The 19,905-nt window shown below is 41.5% G+C and carries 17 protein-coding genes; 9 read left to right on the top strand and 8 right to left on the bottom strand.

Features of this window, described 5'->3' with window-relative positions:
• The first annotated feature begins 9 nt into the window (after window positions 1-9).
• Window positions 10-1,887: a PTS fructose transporter subunit IIABC gene (locus tag ACFW35_RS17680; RefSeq protein ID WP_379847791.1), complete on the top strand. Its 1,878-nt coding sequence runs from the start codon at window positions 10-12 to the stop codon at window positions 1,885-1,887.
• 307 nt (window positions 1,888-2,194) lie between these two features.
• Here ACFW35_RS17680 and nhaC read toward each other — a convergent pair whose 3' ends face one another.
• A complete protein-coding gene (gene nhaC, locus ACFW35_RS17675; RefSeq protein WP_379847789.1) occupies window positions 2,195-3,598 on the bottom strand; it encodes a Na+/H+ antiporter NhaC in 1,404 nt (467 codons plus the stop codon).
• A gap of 171 nt (window positions 3,599-3,769) precedes the next feature.
• Between nhaC and ACFW35_RS17670 the strand changes: the two genes are divergently transcribed.
• The gene (locus ACFW35_RS17670) at window positions 3,770-4,240 is read left to right on the top strand and encodes an NUDIX domain-containing protein (protein WP_379847788.1); all 471 of its coding nucleotides are present in this window, start codon (window positions 3,770-3,772) and stop codon (window positions 4,238-4,240) included.
• 180 nt (window positions 4,241-4,420) lie between these two features.
• Here ACFW35_RS17670 and treR read toward each other — a convergent pair whose 3' ends face one another.
• From treR to treP, 3 genes are all read right to left on the bottom strand, one after another.
• Window positions 4,421-5,137, bottom strand: a complete 717-nt coding sequence (gene treR, locus ACFW35_RS17665) for a trehalose operon repressor (RefSeq protein ID WP_379847786.1) — start codon at window positions 5,135-5,137, stop codon at window positions 4,421-4,423.
• 26 nt (window positions 5,138-5,163) lie between these two features.
• Window positions 5,164-6,852, bottom strand: a complete 1,689-nt coding sequence (treC, locus tag ACFW35_RS17660) for an alpha,alpha-phosphotrehalase (protein ID WP_379847785.1) — start codon at window positions 6,850-6,852, stop codon at window positions 5,164-5,166.
• 416 nt (window positions 6,853-7,268) lie between these two features.
• Window positions 7,269-8,672, bottom strand: coding sequence for a PTS system trehalose-specific EIIBC component (gene treP, locus ACFW35_RS17655; RefSeq protein ID WP_379847783.1), 1,404 nt, complete (start codon window positions 8,670-8,672; stop codon window positions 7,269-7,271).
• Window positions 8,673-8,974: 302 nt separating this feature from the next.
• Between treP and pdxK the strand changes: the two genes are divergently transcribed.
• The 7 genes from pdxK to ACFW35_RS17620 all read left to right on the top strand — a co-directional run bounded on the left by pdxK (window position 8,975) and on the right by ACFW35_RS17620 (window position 15,253).
• Complete coding sequence (gene pdxK, locus ACFW35_RS17650) at window positions 8,975-9,787, top strand: pyridoxine/pyridoxal/pyridoxamine kinase (RefSeq protein ID WP_379837651.1); 813 nt, start codon at window positions 8,975-8,977, stop codon at window positions 9,785-9,787.
• A gap of 119 nt (window positions 9,788-9,906) precedes the next feature.
• Window positions 9,907-10,257 (top strand): YojF family protein, encoded by a 351-nt coding sequence (locus ACFW35_RS17645; protein ID WP_251323263.1) that lies wholly within the window; start codon window positions 9,907-9,909, stop codon window positions 10,255-10,257.
• A gap of 15 nt (window positions 10,258-10,272) precedes the next feature.
• Entirely contained in the window at window positions 10,273-10,917 is a 645-nt protein-coding gene (bshB2, locus tag ACFW35_RS17640) for a bacillithiol biosynthesis deacetylase BshB2 (RefSeq protein ID WP_379847782.1), read from the top strand.
• Between the two features lie 202 nt (window positions 10,918-11,119).
• Window positions 11,120-11,392, top strand: a complete 273-nt coding sequence (locus ACFW35_RS17635; protein ID WP_066286041.1) for a spore morphogenesis/germination protein YwcE — start codon at window positions 11,120-11,122, stop codon at window positions 11,390-11,392.
• 305 nt (window positions 11,393-11,697) lie between these two features.
• Window positions 11,698-12,831: a glutamate 5-kinase gene (gene proB / locus ACFW35_RS17630; RefSeq protein ID WP_379847780.1), complete on the top strand. Its 1,134-nt coding sequence runs from the start codon at window positions 11,698-11,700 to the stop codon at window positions 12,829-12,831.
• 52 nt (window positions 12,832-12,883) lie between these two features.
• Window positions 12,884-14,155 carry a glutamate-5-semialdehyde dehydrogenase gene (locus ACFW35_RS17625; RefSeq protein ID WP_379847778.1) on the top strand — a complete coding sequence of 424 codons (1,272 nt, stop codon included), beginning with the start codon at window positions 12,884-12,886 and terminating at the stop codon, window positions 14,153-14,155.
• Between the two features lie 129 nt (window positions 14,156-14,284).
• Window positions 14,285-15,253 carry a nuclease-related domain-containing protein gene (locus ACFW35_RS17620; protein ID WP_379847777.1) on the top strand — a complete coding sequence of 323 codons (969 nt, stop codon included), beginning with the start codon at window positions 14,285-14,287 and terminating at the stop codon, window positions 15,251-15,253.
• A gap of 195 nt (window positions 15,254-15,448) precedes the next feature.
• Here ACFW35_RS17620 and qoxD read toward each other — a convergent pair whose 3' ends face one another.
• Genes qoxD through qoxA form a run of 4 tightly spaced genes read right to left on the bottom strand, consistent with a single transcriptional unit; the run spans window position 15,449 to window position 19,423 of the window.
• A complete protein-coding gene (gene qoxD / locus ACFW35_RS17615) occupies window positions 15,449-15,859 on the bottom strand; it encodes a cytochrome aa3 quinol oxidase subunit IV (RefSeq protein ID WP_379847775.1) in 411 nt (136 codons plus the stop codon).
• The gene (gene qoxC, locus ACFW35_RS17610; RefSeq protein WP_379847774.1) at window positions 15,852-16,472 is read right to left on the bottom strand and encodes a cytochrome aa3 quinol oxidase subunit III; all 621 of its coding nucleotides are present in this window, start codon (window positions 16,470-16,472) and stop codon (window positions 15,852-15,854) included. Before qoxC ends, qoxD begins: the two co-directional genes overlap by 8 nt.
• 14 nt (window positions 16,473-16,486) lie before the next feature.
• Entirely contained in the window at window positions 16,487-18,427 is a 1,941-nt protein-coding gene (gene qoxB / locus ACFW35_RS17605; RefSeq protein ID WP_379847772.1) for a cytochrome aa3 quinol oxidase subunit I, read from the bottom strand.
• Between the two features lie 18 nt (window positions 18,428-18,445).
• Window positions 18,446-19,423 carry a cytochrome aa3 quinol oxidase subunit II gene (qoxA, locus tag ACFW35_RS17600; protein ID WP_379847771.1) on the bottom strand — a complete coding sequence of 326 codons (978 nt, stop codon included), beginning with the start codon at window positions 19,421-19,423 and terminating at the stop codon, window positions 18,446-18,448.
• Window positions 19,424-19,905: the final 482 nt, after the last annotated feature.

Below are 19,905 nucleotides of genomic sequence, written 5' to 3'. Positions count from 1 at the left end.
GGTAGTATTATGAAAATCACAGATTTACTTACGAAAGATACCATTATCTTAAACCTGGCCGCTCGTACGAAAGAGTCAGTAATCGATGAACTAATCGAACAGCTGGATGCTGCGGGCAAGTTAAATAATAAAGAAGAGTATAAGAAAGCGATTTTAGCGCGTGAAAACCAGAGCACAACAGGTATTGGCGAAGGCATCGCAATCCCGCATGCTAAAACAAATGCCGTCAGTCACCCCGCAATAGCATTCGGCCGTTCTCAAGACGGTATTGATTATGATTCATTGGATGGTCAGAACGCTCATTTGTTCTTCATGATCGCAGCTTATAAAGGCGCAAACAATGATCACTTAGCCACCCTTTCAAGACTTTCAAGCTTTTTGATGGACACGGAGTTCAGAAAAAAACTCAAAACCGCTGCAACGAAAGAAGAAATTCTGCAGGCTATTGACGCTAAAGAGAAAAAGATGCAAACAGAAGAAGACCCTATCGTTTCAGCATCACGTCAAAAAATCTTAGCGGTTACAGCCTGCCCGACAGGCATAGCCCACACATATATGGCGGCCGATTCCCTTAAAGCAAAAGCAAAGGAAATGGACGTAAATTTAAAAGTTGAAACAAACGGTTCGAGCGGAATCAAGAATGGCCTGACAAAAAAAGATATTGAGGAAGCCGACGCGATTATAGTAGCAGCGGATAAGCAGGTAGAAATGGACCGTTTTGACGGAAAGCATGTTATTCAGGTTCCTGTTGCTCAAGCGATCAGAAAACCAAAAGAACTTATTCAGCAAGCACTTGATCAAGATGCACCTGTTTATAAAAGCAGCGGCTCCTCTCAATACGGTGAGAAAAATAACACATCGAAAAGCGGAAGATCAGGATTTTACAAGCATTTAATGAGCGGTGTATCAAACATGCTTCCTTTTGTTGTCGGCGGAGGTATCTTGATCGCCATCTCATTCATTTTTGGAATTAAAGCCTTTGACCCGAATGATCCTTCTTATCACCCGATTGCTGAAGCGTTAAATACGATCGGCGGTGGGAATGCTTTTGCATTAATGATCCCTGTACTTGCCGGATTCATTGCGATGAGTATTGCGGACAGACCAGGTTTTGCTCCTGGTATGGTCGGCGGTTTTATGGCTGCAACAGGCGGAGCTGGATTTTTAGGCGGATTGATTGCTGGTTTCTTAGCTGGCTATCTCGTTCTTGGCTTAAAGAAAGCGTTCAGTACATTGCCAGATTCACTGGAAGGCATCAAGCCTGTTCTTCTTTATCCATTGTTCGGCATTTTACTGACAGGTCTTATTATGATGTACATTGTAATCGAACCTGTAAAAGCACTGAATGATGCGCTGACAGTTTGGCTGAAAGGAATGGGGACTGGGAACCTCGTATTGCTTGGGTTGATCTTAGGCGGAATGATGGCAATCGATATGGGCGGTCCGATCAATAAAGCTGCCTTTACATTTGGAATCGCGATGATTGATGCTGGTAACTTTGCGCCGCATGCTGCGATTATGGCTGGTGGAATGGTACCGCCGCTTGGGCTTGCATTATCAACCACATTATTCAAAAAGAAGTATACGAAAGCTGAAAGAGAAGCCGGCAAGACAAACTACATCATGGGTGCTTCATTTATTACCGAAGGAGCTATTCCCTTTGCAGCTGCCGATCCAGGTCGTGTCATACCTGCAGCCATCGCAGGTTCAGCTGTCGCTGGGGCACTTTCCATGGTATTTGGCATCGGGTTGCCTGCACCGCATGGCGGAGCATTCGTCATTCCGATCGTAAACGGCAACCCTCTTCTGTACGTATTGGCTATTGTAATTGGTGCAGCGGTTACCGCGTTTATCGCTGGACTTCTAAAGAAAGAAGTTAAAGAATAAAGAACAAAAGAGGGTGACTCCGTATCCGGAAACCCTCTTTTTCTTATGTGGAGTATTTTTTGGTGGAAATTTTACGGTACGTGTTCTTTTCTTTATTACACGTTCGCCCAATAGCGATGGAGTTTCACCCGAACTTAAGCACGTTTCGCCCCAACTAGTCATGGTTTCGCCCCATCTGCTTTAAGTTTTACCCCATGAAGCTTCATCTTCACCCAAGCATAATTTCTCGCTAAAAATCCTTGAGAATGGCGAAGAAAAAGACTCAAAAGGCTTCTTTCAAAACCAGTTGAGTCCTAATAATCTTACTTTATGCAGCTGCATGTTCATCTTTATCTGCTTGTGATTTCTTTTGGCCGATGCTCCACCCTGTGTACGCGAGCAGCAATGTAAACATTGGTGATAACCATAAGAACAATGCGTATGGAATGTATTCAATAACTGACACTCCAAGTGTTGACGCGAAGAATGCTCCGCTCACGCTCCACGGAACGAGCGGGTTCACGAGTGTTCCTCCATCTTCCACTGTTCGTGACAAGTTCTTTAATGGTACACCTGATTTTACGTATGCATCTTTTAACGCCTGCCCAGGTAAAAGAATGGACAAGTACATCTCGCCTGCAAGCAAGTTTATTCCTACGGAAGAAGCTAATGTTGTTGCAATAAGCTTCCCAGCTTTTTGCGCAGTGTCTTTTACAGCACCAAACAATAGATCAAACAGTCCAAGTGCTTGAATCACTCCGCCTAAACCTAGTGCAATAAGTACAAGTGAAATCGACCACATAATCGACAATAAGCCGCCTTTGTTTACGATGCTGTCTACTGTTGCGTTTCCGGTTTCCATCTGTAAACCGTTCTGCATCACGTTCATCACTTTTTGTACAGTCAGATCTGGCACTAGGAAAAATGAAACCGCAATTGAAACGACTACAACTGCTAATAAAATTGGAATGATCGGAAGTTTTCTAAACGCTAATACAAGTACAACGATCGGTGAAATAAGCGTTACTGCATGGATCGGAAATTCATTGGAAAGTACAGATTGAATCTGTTGAATTTCCTCAAAATTAGCGGCTCCTGTCCCTTTTCCACCAAGAACAAAAAATGCAACTGCCGTCAGTATGAATGCTGGTACTGTTGTCCACATCATATGGCGAATGTGTTCGAACATGTTCACACCGACAACACCAGGTGCGAAGTTAGTAGAATCTGATAATGGCGACATCTTATCACCAAAACATGCTCCGGAAACAACGGCTCCGGCTGCCAATGCCGGATTAACACCTAACACGTGTCCGATTCCCATTAGAGCGACTCCAACCGTACCAACCGTCGTAAAAGAACTTCCCGTAAACGATGAAACGATCACTGTAATAAGGAGTGCGCTGACAGCGAACCATTCTGGCTGAATGATATCCATACCGTAAAACAGCAGCGTAGGAACCGTTCCGCTTAACATCCAGCTGGCAATAACAAGACCAACCGTTAAAAGAATCATGATCGGCTGAAGACCTGCAATAATTCCATTAAACATTCCCTTTTCGAGGGTTTTCCAGCTGGCTCCAAATGCCGCACCAACTGCGGACAGTAAGACTAAACAAACAAGCAATGGAATGTGTGGTTCTACTTTTATAAAAACAAGACTCGTAAACATAACAGCAAAAATCGCTGCAAATAAAACGAGCGCTATCTGTAATGAGATTTGTTTTTTCATAATGATGTATCACTCCGTTCGTATAAATCATAAATTTCACTTACACGCTTAAACGCTTTTATGCGTTGAAGTAAATGAGTAACTGTTTTACATACTAACGGTCTTTACAGATGCTGTCAACACTTTAAGAGTGGTAAATTAAAGTAAAGACTAATATTGGAGGGTGTTCAATTGTATAAAATTCGAAGTTCTGTGAAGGCGTTAATCATACATAATCATCACCTACTCACGATTGAAAAACAAAGCGGTGATAATAAAAAATACATAATGCCCGGCGGCGGACAGGATTTTAATGAAACACTATCAGACGCTGTTGCCCGTGAATGTATGGAGGAACTTGGCGTGAAGGTTGAAGCTGGCAGGCTTCTGTGGGTGCGAGAGTTTATTAGTAAAAATCACATTTCTGATCAGCTTATGGACAATCAAGGACACATTGTAGAGCATATTTTTGAAGCTTTTTTGAAGGAGATTCCAGAGAAATTTGAACCGAAGCAGCCGGATTCTACTCAAAAAGCAGTTGTTTGGCTGCCGATTGACCAGCTTTTGGATGTTAACTACTATCCTAAGGAGATGATCCCGTTGATTCAAGGGATAAATAGCGGTAATGGTGTCCTTGAGGTGTATGTGGGAGATATTAATTAGTGGCGGAAGATCATGAATCCGAAAGTTTTAGGCGTGAATCCAAAAATTTTGCTCTTCAATCCAGAAATTTTATGCGTTTATCCACGAGTTTACATTTTGCCGACAATAACCGACACGCCAATTGCCATAAAACCAACAAAAAAAGGAGCGAGGCAAATTCCCCCTCACTCCTTCATTCTCCTATCTCCCCCGCCTCGCAAAGTCCACAAATCGAAACTTATCTAATCGGTGGCGGGATTCGGTATATTGAAAAAGACTAGCATCGTCGAGATACACATAATTTTTAACAACGACAATGTGCTGAAATCCATCTAGATCCATCAGCTGTTTATCTTCTTCTGTACACTCAACGACTACGATTTCTTTTTTTGCAAAGCTGATTGTTAATCCCAGCTCTTTTTCTAAATAAGCATAAATGGATTTTTCACCGATTTCTTTTGACAGCTTCGGAATGTATTTTTTCAAGAAAAAATCCTTGTCCAAAATGATGGTTTCCCCATCAATCTGTCTGGAACGGATTACTTTCCAAACGAGATCATTCGAATCAGCCTGCAGCTGCTGCTGTAAGAAAGTGTCTGGTTCAATCAATCCAAACTCATGAACGGTCGTTACACTGCTTTTCCCCATCGTTTCTGACAGCTCTTGAAAGCTGACTAGCCCTGAAACAGGAAAACTGAACTTGTTCGTCTCAAGGACGATCGAGCCTTTCCCCCGGATTTTTTGAATAAATCCGTTTTGTGATAAAAGGTTCAGCGCCTTTCTAACTGTCTCTCTTGATGTTTCGTATCGGTCTGCAAGTTCGTGTTCAGATGGAAGCTGAGTGTTCGCCCCAATAATTCCTTCTGCTATTTGTGAAGAAAGTTCTTGATAGATTTCTTGAAATTTATTTTTTCGCATCATTATTCACCATACTTATTGTAGCATTATTTTTTCAAGTGAAAAACGACAGATTCATACGGTCTCATCATAAATGAAGAAAAATCATCCGGTGCAGAATCATAGTTGCTTATCAGCACATCCGCTTTATAGCCTTCAGCCTTATTTTCTTCAGGCATAGTGAACTTTGTCTCCGTGCCGTAAAAGTTATTAACGACCAGCAGTTTTTCGCCATTATCGCCGTTACGGAAATAAGCAAAAATCCCAGGGTGATCCTCTAAAATAAGCTCATAATCACCATATGTCATAATGTCCAGATCTTTTCTGAGCTGATTCAGTTTTTGATAATGATAAAAGACGGAATTATCATCCTTAACAGCCGCTTCTGCATTAATTTCTTTATAGTTCTCCGCAACCGGAATCCAAGGCTCACCTGATGTAAATCCAGCGTTCTCTTCAACGTTCCACTGAACAGGCGTACGGGAATTATCACGGGATTTATGCTTCAGAATTTCTAAAATCTCATCTTCACTTCGTTCTTCTTTTTTTAAGAGCTTGAACATGTTCAAGGACTCGACATCGCGATACTGCTCGATCGAATCGAACTTCGGATTTGTCATGCCGAACTCTTCACCTTGATAGATGTAAGGTGTACCTTGCATCATATGGATCGTTGTGGCAAGCATTTTTGCTGATTCTACACGGTACTTTCCATCATCCCCATAACGGGATACGATTCTTGGCTGATCATGGTTGCACCAAAAGAGCGCATTCCAGCCTCCGCCTTTATGCATCTCGACCTGCCATGTGGATAAGATCTCTTTAAGCTTCAAGAAATCAAAATCAGCAACACTCCACTTTTCACCATTCGGATAATCCACTTTCAGATGATGAAAGTTGAAAGTCATGCTTAACTCTTTACGGTCTGGATTTGTGTACTTTACACAATTGTCGATCGTTGTAGATGACATTTCTCCTACGGTCAACACATCATACTTCGAGAACACCTTTCTGTTCATCTCCTGCATATATTCGTGAACGCGCGGTCCGTCTGTGTAAAATTTACGGCCATCACCAGGTGCCACTGATCCATCATCATCAGGAAACTCTTGATTTTTTGAGATTAGATTAATAACATCCAGACGGAAGCCATCAACACCCTTCTCAAACCAGAAGTTCATCATCTCATAAACTTTCTGGCGGACCTCTTCGTTTTCCCAGTTGAGATCAGCCTGCGTAACGTCGAAGAGATGAAGATAATATTGTCCTGTTGCTTCATCTAATTTCCATGCAGAACCTCCAAATTTGGAAACCCAGTTCGTCGGTTCGCCGCCATCAACAGGATCCTTCCAAATGTAAAAATCTCGATACGGGCTGTTTTTAGAGGAACGGGACTGCTCAAACCATTCATGTTCAGTGCTTGTGTGGTTTACGACAATATCCATGATGATTTTCAGATTTCGTTTGTGCGCTTCAGCCAATAAGCGGTCGAAGTCTTCCATCGTTCCATATTCATCAAAAATTTTATAATAATCACGGATGTCATATCCGTTATCACGCTGCGGAGAATCATAGATCGGGGTCAGCCATAATACATCGACCCCTAAGTTCTTCAGATAATCCAGCTTATCAATGATCCCTTGAATATCTCCAGTTCCGTTCCCTGTTGTATCATTAAAACTTTTCGGATATATCTGATAGACAACTGATCGTTTCCACCATGGTTCGTTCTTCATTTTTTTCACCGCCATAATTATTTTCGATAAGGCTGTTTTCGTATTCTTTGTTGTTCTTGAAAGTAGTTGATCTCCGTTTGAATGAGGTTAATTTCCGCTGCAGGACTCGCTTTCCGCAGGTGTGCGGTGAGCCCAATCGTCGCATAGCGACATGATCGGTCTCACCTGTCCCACTCATCCTGCAGGACAAGGAAGGCTGCGACAGCATTACATCGCACGAAGAAAATGTAAATTGCATTTTCGAGGAGTCTCGCCCTTCCTCTCCAATTAACCGTTTCAAAGATGTGCTCTTCAATATCTCTCAGGAGAACAATCTTCTTTTTGAAAGCAGCTTTTTGAAAAGAGCCTTCTATAATGAATGAAAACAACCGGAATTTAAAGTTCATCCGGTTGTTTGGTTTTACTTGTTTTAGTGTTTACTTATCTTTTTTCAATTTTGCATAGAAATACGTCAATACAAATGGCACGACGATTACGATTCCCATTCCGATAAAGAATGAACCCCAGCTTCCAGGCAGGATTGAAAGGAATCCAGGAATTCCGCCTACACCAATGGAAGATGCTTTTACGCCAGCAATCGTAATCACGATACCCGCGATTGCAGAACCGATCATCGCAAAGATAAATGGATATTTAAAGCGTAAGTTAACCCCGAACATAGCAGGTTCTGTGATTCCGAGATAAGCTGATAAAGCAGATGTTCCAGCTAAACCTTTAAGCTTCTCATCGCGTGAAGCAACGAACATGGCAAGTGCAGCTGAACCTTGAGCGATATTTGATAATGCAAGCATCGGCCATAAGAATGTTCCGCCCGTATTTGAAATAAGCTGCAGATCGACAGCTAAGAACGTATGGTGCATACCCGTCACAACGAGAAGTGCGTAGAATCCTCCGTAAATCAATCCGCCTAACCAAGCAAAGTTATCAAAAATAGATACAAAGAAGTCTGTCACAGCATTTCCAATCGAGAACGTAATTGGACCGATAACGATAAATGCTAAGAATCCTGTTACTAACAATGTGATTGGTGCAACTAACAACAGCTGCAGTGAATCGGGAATACGCTTTTTCAAAAAGAGTTCAATTTTAGCCAATACATAAGATGCAATTAGTACTGGCAATACTTGACCTTGATAACCGACTTTTTCAATCGGCAGACCAAACAGATTCCATGTTGGAATATCCTTTGTTTTACCGTAGTCCCAAGCATTTAAAAGATCTGGATGGACGAGCATCAGTCCAAGCACGATACCAAGCAGCGGACTCCCGCCAAACTTTTTAACCGCTGACCATCCGATTAAAGCAGGCAAGAACACGAAAGCGGTATTGGCGATCAGGTTAATGATGCCAGCGAGATCTGCCCAGTTTTTATGAACATCAATAAATGATTTTTCATCATAAAAAATTCCCGGGCCTGTCAGAATGTTGTTGATACCCATTAATAAACCTGCTGTAACGATGGCAGGAAGGATCGGAATGAAAATATCCGCTAATGCTTTGATCGCTCGTTGAAGCGGATTCAATTTCTTGCTTGCTTCGTCTTTAATGTCTTCCTTTGAAGCCCGTCCTGTACCAGTAATGTCGATAAATTCGTTGTACACTTTATCAACAGTTCCTTGTCCGATTACGACTTGATACTGGCCGTTTGCTGAGAACGATCCTTTAACTAGATCAATATCCTCAAGTGCTTTTTCATCTACTTTCCCTTCGTCCTTCAATGCAAGGCGAAGCCGTGTGACACAGTGTGTAGCCGCAGATATATTATCTTTACCGCCGAGAGCCACGACGATTTGTTCAGCTGTTTCGCGGATTTTGCTCATTAATGTTCCCTCCTAGAAACCGTTTCCATTACTGCTGATAAAAAAAGGTCTTATCGTTTCTATACCCTTAATTATCATTTGATGAAAACTAGTACTTTAATCAAACTGCTGTATTAAGCGTTTGCAAAGAATTTAAGACTTGTATATACATATTACAAAAACAATTTTACCTGTATATACAAATAAGTCAACTATTTCGTTTGATTGGTGTTATTTACTAATAAACGCTTCTTTTCCTTTTCCTATTTTCTTTTGATATAATCTGTTACAGAAGCAGAAACAACTGAAAAGGAGATCATAGAATGTCACCTAAAAAAGCACTTACTATCGCAGGCTCTGATACTAGCGGCGGAGCAGGTATTCAAGCAGATTTAAAAACGTTCCAGGAGCTTGGCGTTTACGGCATGACAGCACTTAACGTTGTAGTCGCTCAAGATCCGCATCGCGACTGGTTCCACGAAGTATTTTTACTTCCGGCTGATATGTTTAAAAAACAGCTGGAAACTGTCGTATCAGGAATTGGAGTTGATGCATTAAAAACAGGCATGCTTGCATCTGTGGAAGCAATCCAAATAACAGCTGATCTAATTGAAAAACATAACCTTCAAAACGTAGTAATCGATCCAGTAATGGTTTGTAAAGGAGCAGAACCACTGCACCCTGAACTGGCAAGCACACTGCAGAACGTCCTTGTACCAAAAGCAACAGTTGTTACACCTAACCTTTTTGAAGCAGCACAATTAGCTGGAATGGAACCAATCACAACAGTTGAACAGATGATGGAAGCAGCTCATAAGATTCAAGCTAACGGCGCAAAATACGTTATCGTAAAAGGCGGCGGCAAGCTGGATCACGAAAGTGCTGTAGATGTTTTATATGATGGAAACGAGTTCGAAGTATTAGAATCAGAGAGAATCGAAACAACGTGGACGCATGGAGCAGGATGCACTTTCTCAGCTGCAATCACAGCTGAACTTGCAAAAGGAAAGCCTGCCCGTGAAGCGATTCTTACGGCAAAAGATTTTATTACAGAAGCGATCGCATCTGGTTTTGAACTTAATCAATATGTAGGACCAACATGGCACGGAGCATACCGCGATAAATTGAATAAGTAATTTTTTATGAGAGTCTGGTTCTTGCAATCAGCTCTCTTTTTTATAGCAGGCATATCATACACGATTTCTGCTGTTTTGAATTATAATAAGTACATCTATCATAAGCAGGAGTGTGAAGTATGCAGCCTATTCAAGCTAATGACGTCCAGAACGCACTGGATCAACTTATCGGTAAAGAACTTTATTTGCATTTGGAAACCACAAACGGCGCTTATGCCAATCACAATAATGAATCAGTACTTACTGTTAATGCATATATCCGAAACGGAAAAGTAACACCTTTGTCTGGAAAGATCATGGGAATCGGTCCTTTTCGTGTCGGTTTAAAGATTGAACTTGGCTGGATCTATGCCGAAGGATTAACACATTGGGAAATCGACTCAGAAGGAAGGCTTCTTCTAGCGGGTCACGATCAGGAAGGACGTCTGGCTGTCGCTCTTCAGCTCAGTTCTTCCCCATTTGATGTATAAAGGAGGTTATCATTCATGAACGATCACTTATTAGTCATCTTTCCTCATCCGGATGACGAAGCTTTCGGAGTATCAGGAACAATTGCCAAACACACGAAAAAGGGTTCACCCGTTACTTATATTTGCCTTACTTTAGGCCAGATGGGGAGAAACATGGGAAATCCGCCTTTCGCAACTCGTGAATCCCTCCCTCTTATCCGCCAAAAAGAATTGGAAAATGCTTGTGCGGCAGTCGGCATTGAAGATCTTCGTCAATTTGGACTTCGCGATAAGACGATTGAATTTGAAGACGAACAGCTTCTCGCTGAACAATTTTTATCTGTCATTGATGAAGTGAAGCCAGCAACTATTATTACTTTTTATCCGGGATACAGCGTGCACCCCGATCATGAAGCAACGGGAAGAGCCGTAGTTCGAGCGGTTAAAAGCATGGCTGAGTCGGAACGTCCAGAGCTTTTGTGTGTAGCTTTTGCCAAGAATTCTGAAGAGGACCTTGGTGCTCCTCACATCGTTACAGATGTTTCTGATGTTTTTGAAGATAAAATGAACTGCATCAAAGCACATCGCTCCCAGACGCAATGGCTTGTTAATAGCGTAGAAAAAGATCCTGCGATGCTCGAATGGGTTCAAAAAGAAAGATTTTGGCGGTATCCGTTATAATTTTAAGTATAAGAATTCGTTGCCTGCTGGGCTTTCGAATTCTTTTTTTACGATTAATAACTTGAATTTTCAAAAAAATGTACAAATCCATGTGGCATTTTCCTCCTATTGTGGTATACTAAATGTAACAAATCGTTCACATTTTAGACGCTAATTTGTCAAAATTGTAAGCGTGTACACTACTTCAAGGGGTTGATATGTAATGGATGTTTTTATGGTTTATTTGTTTGTAGCAACTGCGACACCGCTATTCTTGTGGCATGATAGTCGCAAGCTCGCACTTGCACAGATACCGTTTATCGCCCTGTTATGGACTTACGTTGGATTATTTATGGCATATGACAGTTTAAGCCTGTTTGTTCATAGTTTCTTTATAACGGTATTCATTGCAAACGTCGTTTTTGCTCATTATGCAGCATACGTTGTTTGGGGCCGTCCATACTTGGCGAAACGCAAAATGGAAAAAGAATATTAAGAAATAGCCATTGATCCCCTCTATTAAATTAGAGGGGATTTTTCATTTATTGGTAAATTAAACCTCAAAAATTTCACTATATATCGCTGCTCATCACCTTGTCATCTCCACTCACCCTCTATAGCGTATTTATCCTTCTTTTCTTCGATTTTCTTCACTTTTTTCCCGTTTTCTACACTATCTCACCAAACCCTGTTGTCAAAAAATCTAACCATGTTATACTCAGTAACGTTGAATTTTTGACCGGACAAGTAAATAAAAATACAAAAAACTAACTAACAAAACAGGAGTGATTAACACCGAATATGGCTTTTAATGAAACAAAAAATAAACGTATTGTAATAAAGATTGGTTCCAGCTCATTGACGAGCGGACTTGGTGACATTAGCAGACGTAAATTAGAACGTCTTGTAGATGAAGTCGTAAAATTAAAAGATGAAGGACACGAAGTATTGCTGGTTTCATCAGGCGCAGTTGCAGCAGGCTATAGAAGATTAGGATGTTTAAACCGTCCAACTACCTTATCTGAAAAACAAGCAGCTGCTTCAATCGGGCAAGGTCTTCTAATGGAAGCTTATTCTGAAAGATTTGTTTCACATGGCTATACTGCTTCACAAATCTTGATTACTAGAAGTGACTTTTCTGACCGCAATCGTTATCACAATGCACGAAATACAATAAATGTTCTCTTAGACCGCGGCATCATTCCAATCGTGAATGAAAATGATACGGTAACAGTCGAACGTTTAAAGTTTGGAGATAACGATACACTTTCTGCAAAAGTTGCAGGACTTGTAGATGCGGATCAACTGATCATCCTTTCAGATATTGACGGTCTATATACAGAAGACCCAAGAAAAAATCCAGAAGCTAAACTATTAACGAAAGTAAGCGAAATCACACCAGAAATTGAGGATTCGGCTGGCGAACCCGGAAGTGCGGTCGGCACAGGCGGAATGCGCTCTAAAATTGATGCAGTCAAGATTGCAATGGCTTCAGGCATCTCATCATTCCTTGGTAATGCAACTGCAAATGACATCATTCATAAAGCAGTTACAGGAAACGCACGAGGAACTTATTTTGTTCCGAAAAAGAATGAATTCAACCTGGATACAAAATTGCAATGGATTGCTTTCCATTCAGGTCCTGAAGGCGAAATTGTCGTAACTAATAAAGCAAAAGAAGGAATCGATGATTTGAAAAGCCTTTATCCTACTGGAATCCACTATGTAAGTGGACACTTTAAAAAAGGTTCGGTCGTCCGCATCAAAGACTTAGATGGTAATGAAGTTGGACTAGGTGTTTCTAATTATTCATCAAAACAGCTTATTAAAATCAAAGGTTTTTCAACAGACGAACTGGAAGACGTTGGTCCAGAAGAAGCGATCAACAATGATGATTTAGTGTGCCACACACGTTTAGCTGTACCGATTCACTAAGATTTTTTGATGGAATTTAAACAAACGTTTAAAAATAACAAGGAGGCGTTGGATGAGTACTTTTAAAAGTACAACCAAACCATTAAATGTAAAAGACCAGGCAAAGCTTGCACAAAAGGCTTCTAAAAAGCTGGCCTTACTGACTGAACAAGAGAAAAACGAAGCTTTATTAGTAATCGCAGATGTATTAGAAAAAGAATCGGATTTTATTTTAATAGAGAACAAAAAAGATTTAGTAAATGGTGAAGAAAAAGGTTTTTCAGACGCCCTTATGGACCGTCTGCGCCTAACTTCTGACCGTGTAAAAGAATTTGCTGATGGCCTTCGCGAAGTTGTTGAACTTCAGGATCCTGTCGGGGAAATTTTATCAGAATGGACGTTAGATAACGGACTAAAAGTAGAACAAGTACGCGTTCCGTTAGGTGTAATCGGAATGATTTATGAAGCACGTCCGAATGTAACCGTTGATGCTACTGGATTAGCACTGAAATCTAGGAATGCTATCGTTCTTAAAGGCGGATCGAATGCGATTCATTCAAACTCAGCAATCGTATCTGTCATTCATAAAGCATTAGCTGACACAAAGATCCCTGAGGACGCTGTACAGTTCATCGCTTCAACAGACCGTGAAGCTGCCGGACAATTGTTTACGATGAAAGAGCATATTGATGTTCTTATCCCGCGTGGCGGCGGTGCGCTGATTAAGACAGTTGTAGAAAATGCAACGGTACCTGTGCTTGAAACAGGTGTAGGTAATTGCCACATCTATGTCGATCAGTTTGCAGACGTTGAAAAAGCACTGGCTATTTTAGAAAATGCAAAAACTGACCGACCTGCAGTGTGTAATGCAGCCGAGACGTTCATCTTCCATGAAGCATGGTTAGAACAAAATAAAGATTGTGTCGTTGCGTTATTTGATAAGCATGGGATTGAAGTTCATGGTGACGAAAAGGCTGCTGAGGTACTGCCTGACGTTATCCCAGCTACTGAAAAAGACTGGGCTGAGGAATATTTAAGTCTGGCTGTAGCTGTGAAAGTCGTTGGATCAGTCGAAGAAGCTGTGGCTCACATTGAGCGTTATGGCACGAAGCATTCTGAAGCAGTGGTGACAGAAGATGCTGAGACGGCTGTAAGCTTCTTGAATGCAGTTGACGCAGCTGCCGTATACCAAAATGCTTCAACACGCTTCACAGACGGCTCAGCGCTTGGGTTTGGAGCTGAGATTGGAATCTCGACACAGAAGCTTCATGCTCGAGGGCCGATGGGTCTGCCAGCACTGACTACGATTAAATATCGAATGACTGGTGATGGGCAGGTTAGATAAAAAATATTGTGCTTGGCGGTCGCCAAGTTTGAAAGCAGTCTCGCTTTGGCGGGGCTGCTTTTTTGTTGTTTTTTAGGGAGGTAAAACTTCTGTTAAGGAGAAATAGTTAGATAGCAAAGGAGGTCGTCAATGCTAGTTAAAGATCGCTCAAAGTCGCTTAGAATCAAAAAGCTAGAGGTATTCCAGCGTCGTTTAATTCAAAACCACCCCAAACTTTTAACCATTGCTGATGAATTAGGCGGAAGACTTGCAGGACATCATGGTGAACAATCCAATGATTATTTTTTAAAACCTTTCTTAAGTAAAGGGTATACTGTCCTTCATGACTTGAGGCTTGCTGCCCACGATAGTTTTTTTCAGATTGATACGCTTCTTATATCCACACGCTATATTTTAATCCTCGAAGTAAAATACATCACTGGCACTCTACATTTTGATCATCTTAATCAAGTGATACGAGTAAGAGATGATGGCAGTGAAGAAGCTTTTCAAAATCCGATTTATCAAGTAAAACGCCAGCGATCACATTTAACCGATTGGCTGTCTAGAAATCGTGTTCCTAATCTCCCTATTCATTCCTTTGTTGTAATGAGTAACCCCAGAACCATCATCAAATCCCTTCCCTCTCATAAAGAAGTACTTCAATATGTCACCCATAGTCCTTATCTACAAGAACGAATTCAAGTTTTCGATAAGATGTATTCCGTTGAGAAACTGACAAAAAAAGAGATCACAAAGCTTTCAAAACTTCTCGTCCGCCAGCATACTCCAGACAACCCCGACTTATTAAAAAGGTATCAGATTGAAGAAAAGGACATAATCAAAGTGGTTTATTGTACTAAGTGCTTTTATATGCCTGTTGTGAGGAAGTATGGGGCTTGGTTTTGTTCGAAGTGTTCTTTGAAATATGTGAGCCTTCATTTACCCACACTTGAAGATTATGCACTCCTCTATGGAACTTCTATTTCAAATAAGGAAGCTTGCGATTTTTTGCAGATTTCGTCTAGACATGTGGCTACACGAATATTTTCTTCAATGAACTTGCCATATACAGGCTCAGGTAAAGGAAGACGATATCACCTTCAACTCCCCACATAAATTCAAGAAGGCTAAAGTTTTTTTGGCGAGCATAAAACTCTCAGGGCGAGCATAAATCCCCCAGGGCGAGCATAAATCCCTAGGGCTAGCAAAATTTCAATAATATCGAAGGCTCTCGCCAAACGAGAGACCTCATCATCCAATTCCCACAAAAAAGCCTCCTGCTACCTAAAGCAAGAGGCTTTCTCAATCATATTAATGACTCCCATGCTCCTCAGAATCATGTCCACCACCATGGTTTTCATGGTTCTCAGTCTTCGGTTCGTCATGTTTGTCGTGTTTTGCGTGTCCTGCTGTCAATACCCAGACAGAGCCGACAACGATTACGATCGCTACGAAAGCTGCGAATAGGATGTTACCTACCTGTACGCGGCCCGTAAGCTTAGTGCTCGATGAATTCTCTGTTAAGTGCATGAACATCAGGAGCTGCAGTGCGGCCTGCAAGATCGCAAATCCGAAAATAATAATTAAAATCCAAGTCAGTGATAAATCAGTTTCCAATGCAACCCATAATGCGAACAGTGTCAACACGATGGATAGCACGAATCCAATCAAGTGTTTCCAAGGGAATCCGCCATGTCCATTAGCTGCTGTTTTGTTAGCCATGATGCATCACCATCCCCATCAGATAAACGGCAGTGAAGATGAAAATCCACACAACGTCTAAGAAGTGCCAGTATAGACTGGTGATGAAAACTTTTGCAGAAGTGGCTGGCGTCAAACCGCGCTTAGCCACTTGGATCAATACCATCGTTACCCAGAAGATACCAAACGTTACGTGGGCACCGTGCGTACCTACAAGAACGAAGAATCCTGACCATGCTGCACTTGTACCAATGTTTGCACCCTCATGAATGAAGTGCAAGAACTCCTGAATCTCGAAGTAAAGGAATCCGAGACCCAACCCAAGAGTTATAATCATCCAAAGCATCAAGCCTTTTACATTATGACGGCGCATTTCGTGAACAGCGAGTCCACAAGTGAAACTACTTGTTAGAAGCAAGAAGGTTTGAATCAACAAACTCTTTATTTCAAACAGTTCACCAAGAGCCGGACCGTCAGCAATACGATGTGTTAATACCATATATGTTGCGAATAGCGTTGCGAACAACGCAATTTCTGCCCCTAGGAAAATCCAGAAACCGAGAATATTTAAACGCCCGACCTCCGAATGATACTCTAAAGGCGTGTTGGGGTCGTGTGTTTCTGCATGTGCCATTTTTTCACGCCTCCTTATTTAGAAATCTTTTCTGTTTCAAGTACTTCTTCAACACTTACATAATACCCGTCATCATATTCAAATGAACGATAGATCAATGTTCCGATAACACCGATTCCACCGAGAATCGCCATCCACATCCAGTCAAATACAAAACCGAATCCGAGAACGAAGAAGAACGATCCCATAATGAACGGTACACCAGAGTTGTTAGGCATATGAATCTTTTTAATATCTTTAGCAGTTAACTTCTCTACCTTGCCTGCTTGTTTCTGTCTCCAGAAATGGTCAAGACCAGTAACCTCTGGAATTTTAGCAAAGTTATAAAATGGCGGCATTGCTGAAGGAGTAGACCATTCAAGCGTACGGCCATCCCAAGCGTCACCAGTTGTTTCACGCTTCGCGAAACGGAAGCTGTAGTACATGTTGTAAACAAGAACTAAGAACGCGATACCCATCATGAATCCGCCAAGTGTAGAAACCATGTTCAGTGGACCCCAGCCAGACTCTTCGCTGTACGTGTAAACACGTCTAGGCATACCATCAAGACCTAGGAAGTATTGAGGCATGAAACATACGTTAAATCCGATTGTGAACAGCCAGAATACCCATTTACCGATACGTTCGTTCAGCTTGTAGCCAAACATCTTAGGGTACCAGTAGATTAGACCTGCAAAACAGCCAAACACTGTACCTGCGATCAGCACATAGTGGAAGTGAGATACCAGGAAGTATGTGTTGTGGTACTGATAGTCAGCAGCTGCCATTGCAAGCATGACACCTGTAACCCCGCCGACTACGAAGTTCACAATAAAGCCTAGTGACCAGAGCATCGGTGTTGTAAACTGAATCTTACCTCTGTACATCGTGAACAGCCAGTTAAAGATCTTAACCCCCGTCGGAATACCGATCGCCATTGTTGTAATGGAGAATACAGAGTTAACGGCTGCTCCTGAGCCCATCGTAAAGAAGTGGTGGACCCATACCAAGAAACTGTATCCAGCGATAAGAAGCATAGACCAGATCATGGCCTTATAACCAAACAACGTTTTTTTAGAGAACGTAGAAATAATTTCTGAGAAAATACCGAATGCCGGCAAGATTACGATATATACCTCTGGGTGACCCCACAACCAGAAGAGGTTTGCCCAAAGCATATCCATCCCTTCCCCTTGAAGAGTAAAGAAATGACTTCCGAATAAACGGTCAAATGACATAAGTGCTAGTGCTACTGTTAAAATTGGGAAAGCAAAAATGATAATAACCATTGTTACAAGCGATGACCAAGTGAACATCGGCATACGGAATAATGTCATTCCCGGTGCACGCATCTTAAGAATCGTAACAAGGAAGTTAATACCGGTTAATAATGTACCGATACCCGCAATCTGCAGACCCCATAAGTAGTAGTTCTGCCCTGGTCCCGGACTGAGTTCGTTACTTGCAAGCGGCATGTAACTCGTCCAGCCCGCTGATGGTGATCCACCGATAACAAATGAAATGTTAAACAGCATAGCACCGATAAAGAACGTCCAGAAACTTACGGCGTTTAAATATGGATAAGCTACATCACGAGCTCCAATCTGCAACGGGACAACTACGTTTATAATACCTATTAAGAACGGCATTGCCATGAAGATGATCATGATCGTACCGTGAGTTGTAAAAATCTCGTTATAGTGCTGCGAATCGAGGAACTTCGCCTCAGGAACAGCAAGCTGAGTACGCATTAATAGCGCATCGACACCACCGCGGAAAAGCATAAGAACGGCAGAAACGATATACATGATACCGAGTTTTTTATGGTCAACGGTTGTTAGCCATTCTGTCCATAGCCATTTCCACTTTTTATATCTAGTCAAGTAAAACAGGACCCCCACCATTGTTAAGACAATGGAAACGTCAGCCCCATAGATCAGCGGGTCGCCTGTTACGAAAAATTCATCCCATTTCATATTAAGTTGCCTCCTCTGTTAATGGGCATGTGAATCCCCATGAGACTCTGATTCTTCTTGTTCTTGTTGTTTCTTTTTCTTTTCTTCTTCACGTTTTTCTTTTGCTGCTTTGGAGTGAGGAATTAACGGCTCATAGCCTAATCGCTCACGAGCTTTAATCGCATAATCAGCTTCATCAGCATGGTTAACAAAACCTAAGTGAGTAGAAGAGAACGTCATTTCTTTCACGTGGCCAGGAAGCATCAGCTTATCGTATTGCTCCTTCGTCAGTTCAGGAGCATCAGCTTTTGTCTCACTCGCCCACTTTTCAAACTCTTCATCTGACATAGCCATTACATCAAACGTATGATCTGTGAACCCTTCTCCTGTAAAGTTGGAGTTTCGTCCCTCATATGTTCCTTGCTCATCAGCTTGCAAATAAAGCTTTGTCTCCATACCAGCCATCGCATACTTTTGACCGCCTAGCTGAGGAACCCAGAATGATGCCATAGAATCGGCTGAAGTCAATTTAAATAATACAGGCCGATCTTCAGGGATATGAAGATAGTTCACTGTTTCAATGTCTTGCTCAGGGTATGTGAACACCCATTTCCAATCGATAGAAGTTGCGTGGATGACCAATGGTTTTTGATCTTTCGTCTCTTCAGGAGGTCCTTCTAGAGAGTAGATCGTTTTAACCGTTGGAACAGCCAATGCAATGGTAATAATAATAGGAATGATCCACCAAATCGTCTCAAGCAAATGACTTCCTTCATTATCAGGATCATAGCCCTTATGATTTTTGCGGTCACGATATTTATAAACAATAAAAGCTGTAAGTGCATATACGACCAGCAAGATAAATAACATAAACCAGATCGAATACATAATAAGACCCTTCTGCTGTTCACCAACAGGTCCTTTAGGATCTAAAACCACCATATCGCTGCAGCCGCTTAGCATGAACACGGCCATCAATAACCCGAATGTTAAAAACGGCTTTAACCGTTGCATCACCAGGTCCACCTTCCTTTCTCTATTTAAAAGCATTCCTTTTGCCTTATTTAAATCGAACCACAAGTGATTATAGTACATTGTGAAACAAATCACAATGGATATCAAAGGCAAAACCAAATGACAAAAAACCTTTGCCTTCATAGTATCAGAATCCCTTGAAATGTGGCTTATCCGTAATTAAATGTCACGAGAACTTCAAATAAAGCTCACAACTTTATCACACTTTTGACATACAATGTTCACGAATTTGGAAGAGCCTTCATCTGCTGGTAATGGGATACCCGCTTTTAGAATGTTCAGTTTTTAATTTTTACCCTAATTGGAAAGGCTTCACACCTATTTAGCCAATTTTTACAAACATAAATAAAACGCAGGATCTTATTATCCTGCGCCTAATATTTATTCAGTTTTATCTTGATGATCCTATTTAAATTTTTCTGCAATCCATTAGAAAACGACCTCGCCCTAAGGCAAGATCGTCT

This window comes from Fictibacillus sp. NPDC058756, from assembly GCF_042746035.1.
Classification (GTDB): domain Bacteria; phylum Bacillota; class Bacilli; order Bacillales; family Fictibacillaceae; genus Fictibacillus.
Note: the sequence above shows the minus strand (reverse complement) of the source record. Positions and strands in the feature narration are given on the sequence as shown.

Excerpts from the sequence above, each read along its gene's own strand:
- proB (WP_379847780.1), top strand. The coding sequence starts at position 11,698 with ATGGCTTTTAATGAAACAAAAAATAAACGTATTGTAATAAAGATTGGT.
- ACFW35_RS17635 (WP_066286041.1), top strand. The coding sequence starts at position 11,120 with ATGGATGTTTTTATGGTTTATTTGTTTGTAGCAACTGCGACACCGCTA.
- ACFW35_RS17680 (WP_379847791.1), top strand. The coding sequence starts at position 10 with ATGAAAATCACAGATTTACTTACGAAAGATACCATTATCTTAAACCTG.
- ACFW35_RS17625 (WP_379847778.1), top strand. The coding sequence starts at position 12,884 with ATGAGTACTTTTAAAAGTACAACCAAACCATTAAATGTAAAAGACCAG.
- ACFW35_RS17645 (WP_251323263.1), top strand. The coding sequence starts at position 9,907 with ATGCAGCCTATTCAAGCTAATGACGTCCAGAACGCACTGGATCAACTT.
- bshB2 (WP_379847782.1), top strand. The coding sequence starts at position 10,273 with ATGAACGATCACTTATTAGTCATCTTTCCTCATCCGGATGACGAAGCT.
- qoxB (WP_379847772.1), bottom strand. The coding sequence starts at position 18,427 with ATGAAATGGGATGAATTTTTCGTAACAGGCGACCCGCTGATCTATGGG.
- pdxK (WP_379837651.1), top strand. The coding sequence starts at position 8,975 with ATGTCACCTAAAAAAGCACTTACTATCGCAGGCTCTGATACTAGCGGC.
- qoxC (WP_379847774.1), bottom strand. The coding sequence starts at position 16,472 with ATGGCACATGCAGAAACACACGACCCCAACACGCCTTTAGAGTATCAT.
- treR (WP_379847786.1), bottom strand. The coding sequence starts at position 5,137 with ATGCGAAAAAATAAATTTCAAGAAATCTATCAAGAACTTTCTTCACAA.
- treP (WP_379847783.1), bottom strand. The coding sequence starts at position 8,672 with ATGAGCAAAATCCGCGAAACAGCTGAACAAATCGTCGTGGCTCTCGGC.
- qoxD (WP_379847775.1), bottom strand. The coding sequence starts at position 15,859 with ATGGCTAACAAAACAGCAGCTAATGGACATGGCGGATTCCCTTGGAAA.
- ACFW35_RS17620 (WP_379847777.1), top strand. The coding sequence starts at position 14,285 with ATGCTAGTTAAAGATCGCTCAAAGTCGCTTAGAATCAAAAAGCTAGAG.
- treC (WP_379847785.1), bottom strand. The coding sequence starts at position 6,852 with ATGAAGAACGAACCATGGTGGAAACGATCAGTTGTCTATCAGATATAT.
- nhaC (WP_379847789.1), bottom strand. The coding sequence starts at position 3,598 with ATGAAAAAACAAATCTCATTACAGATAGCGCTCGTTTTATTTGCAGCG.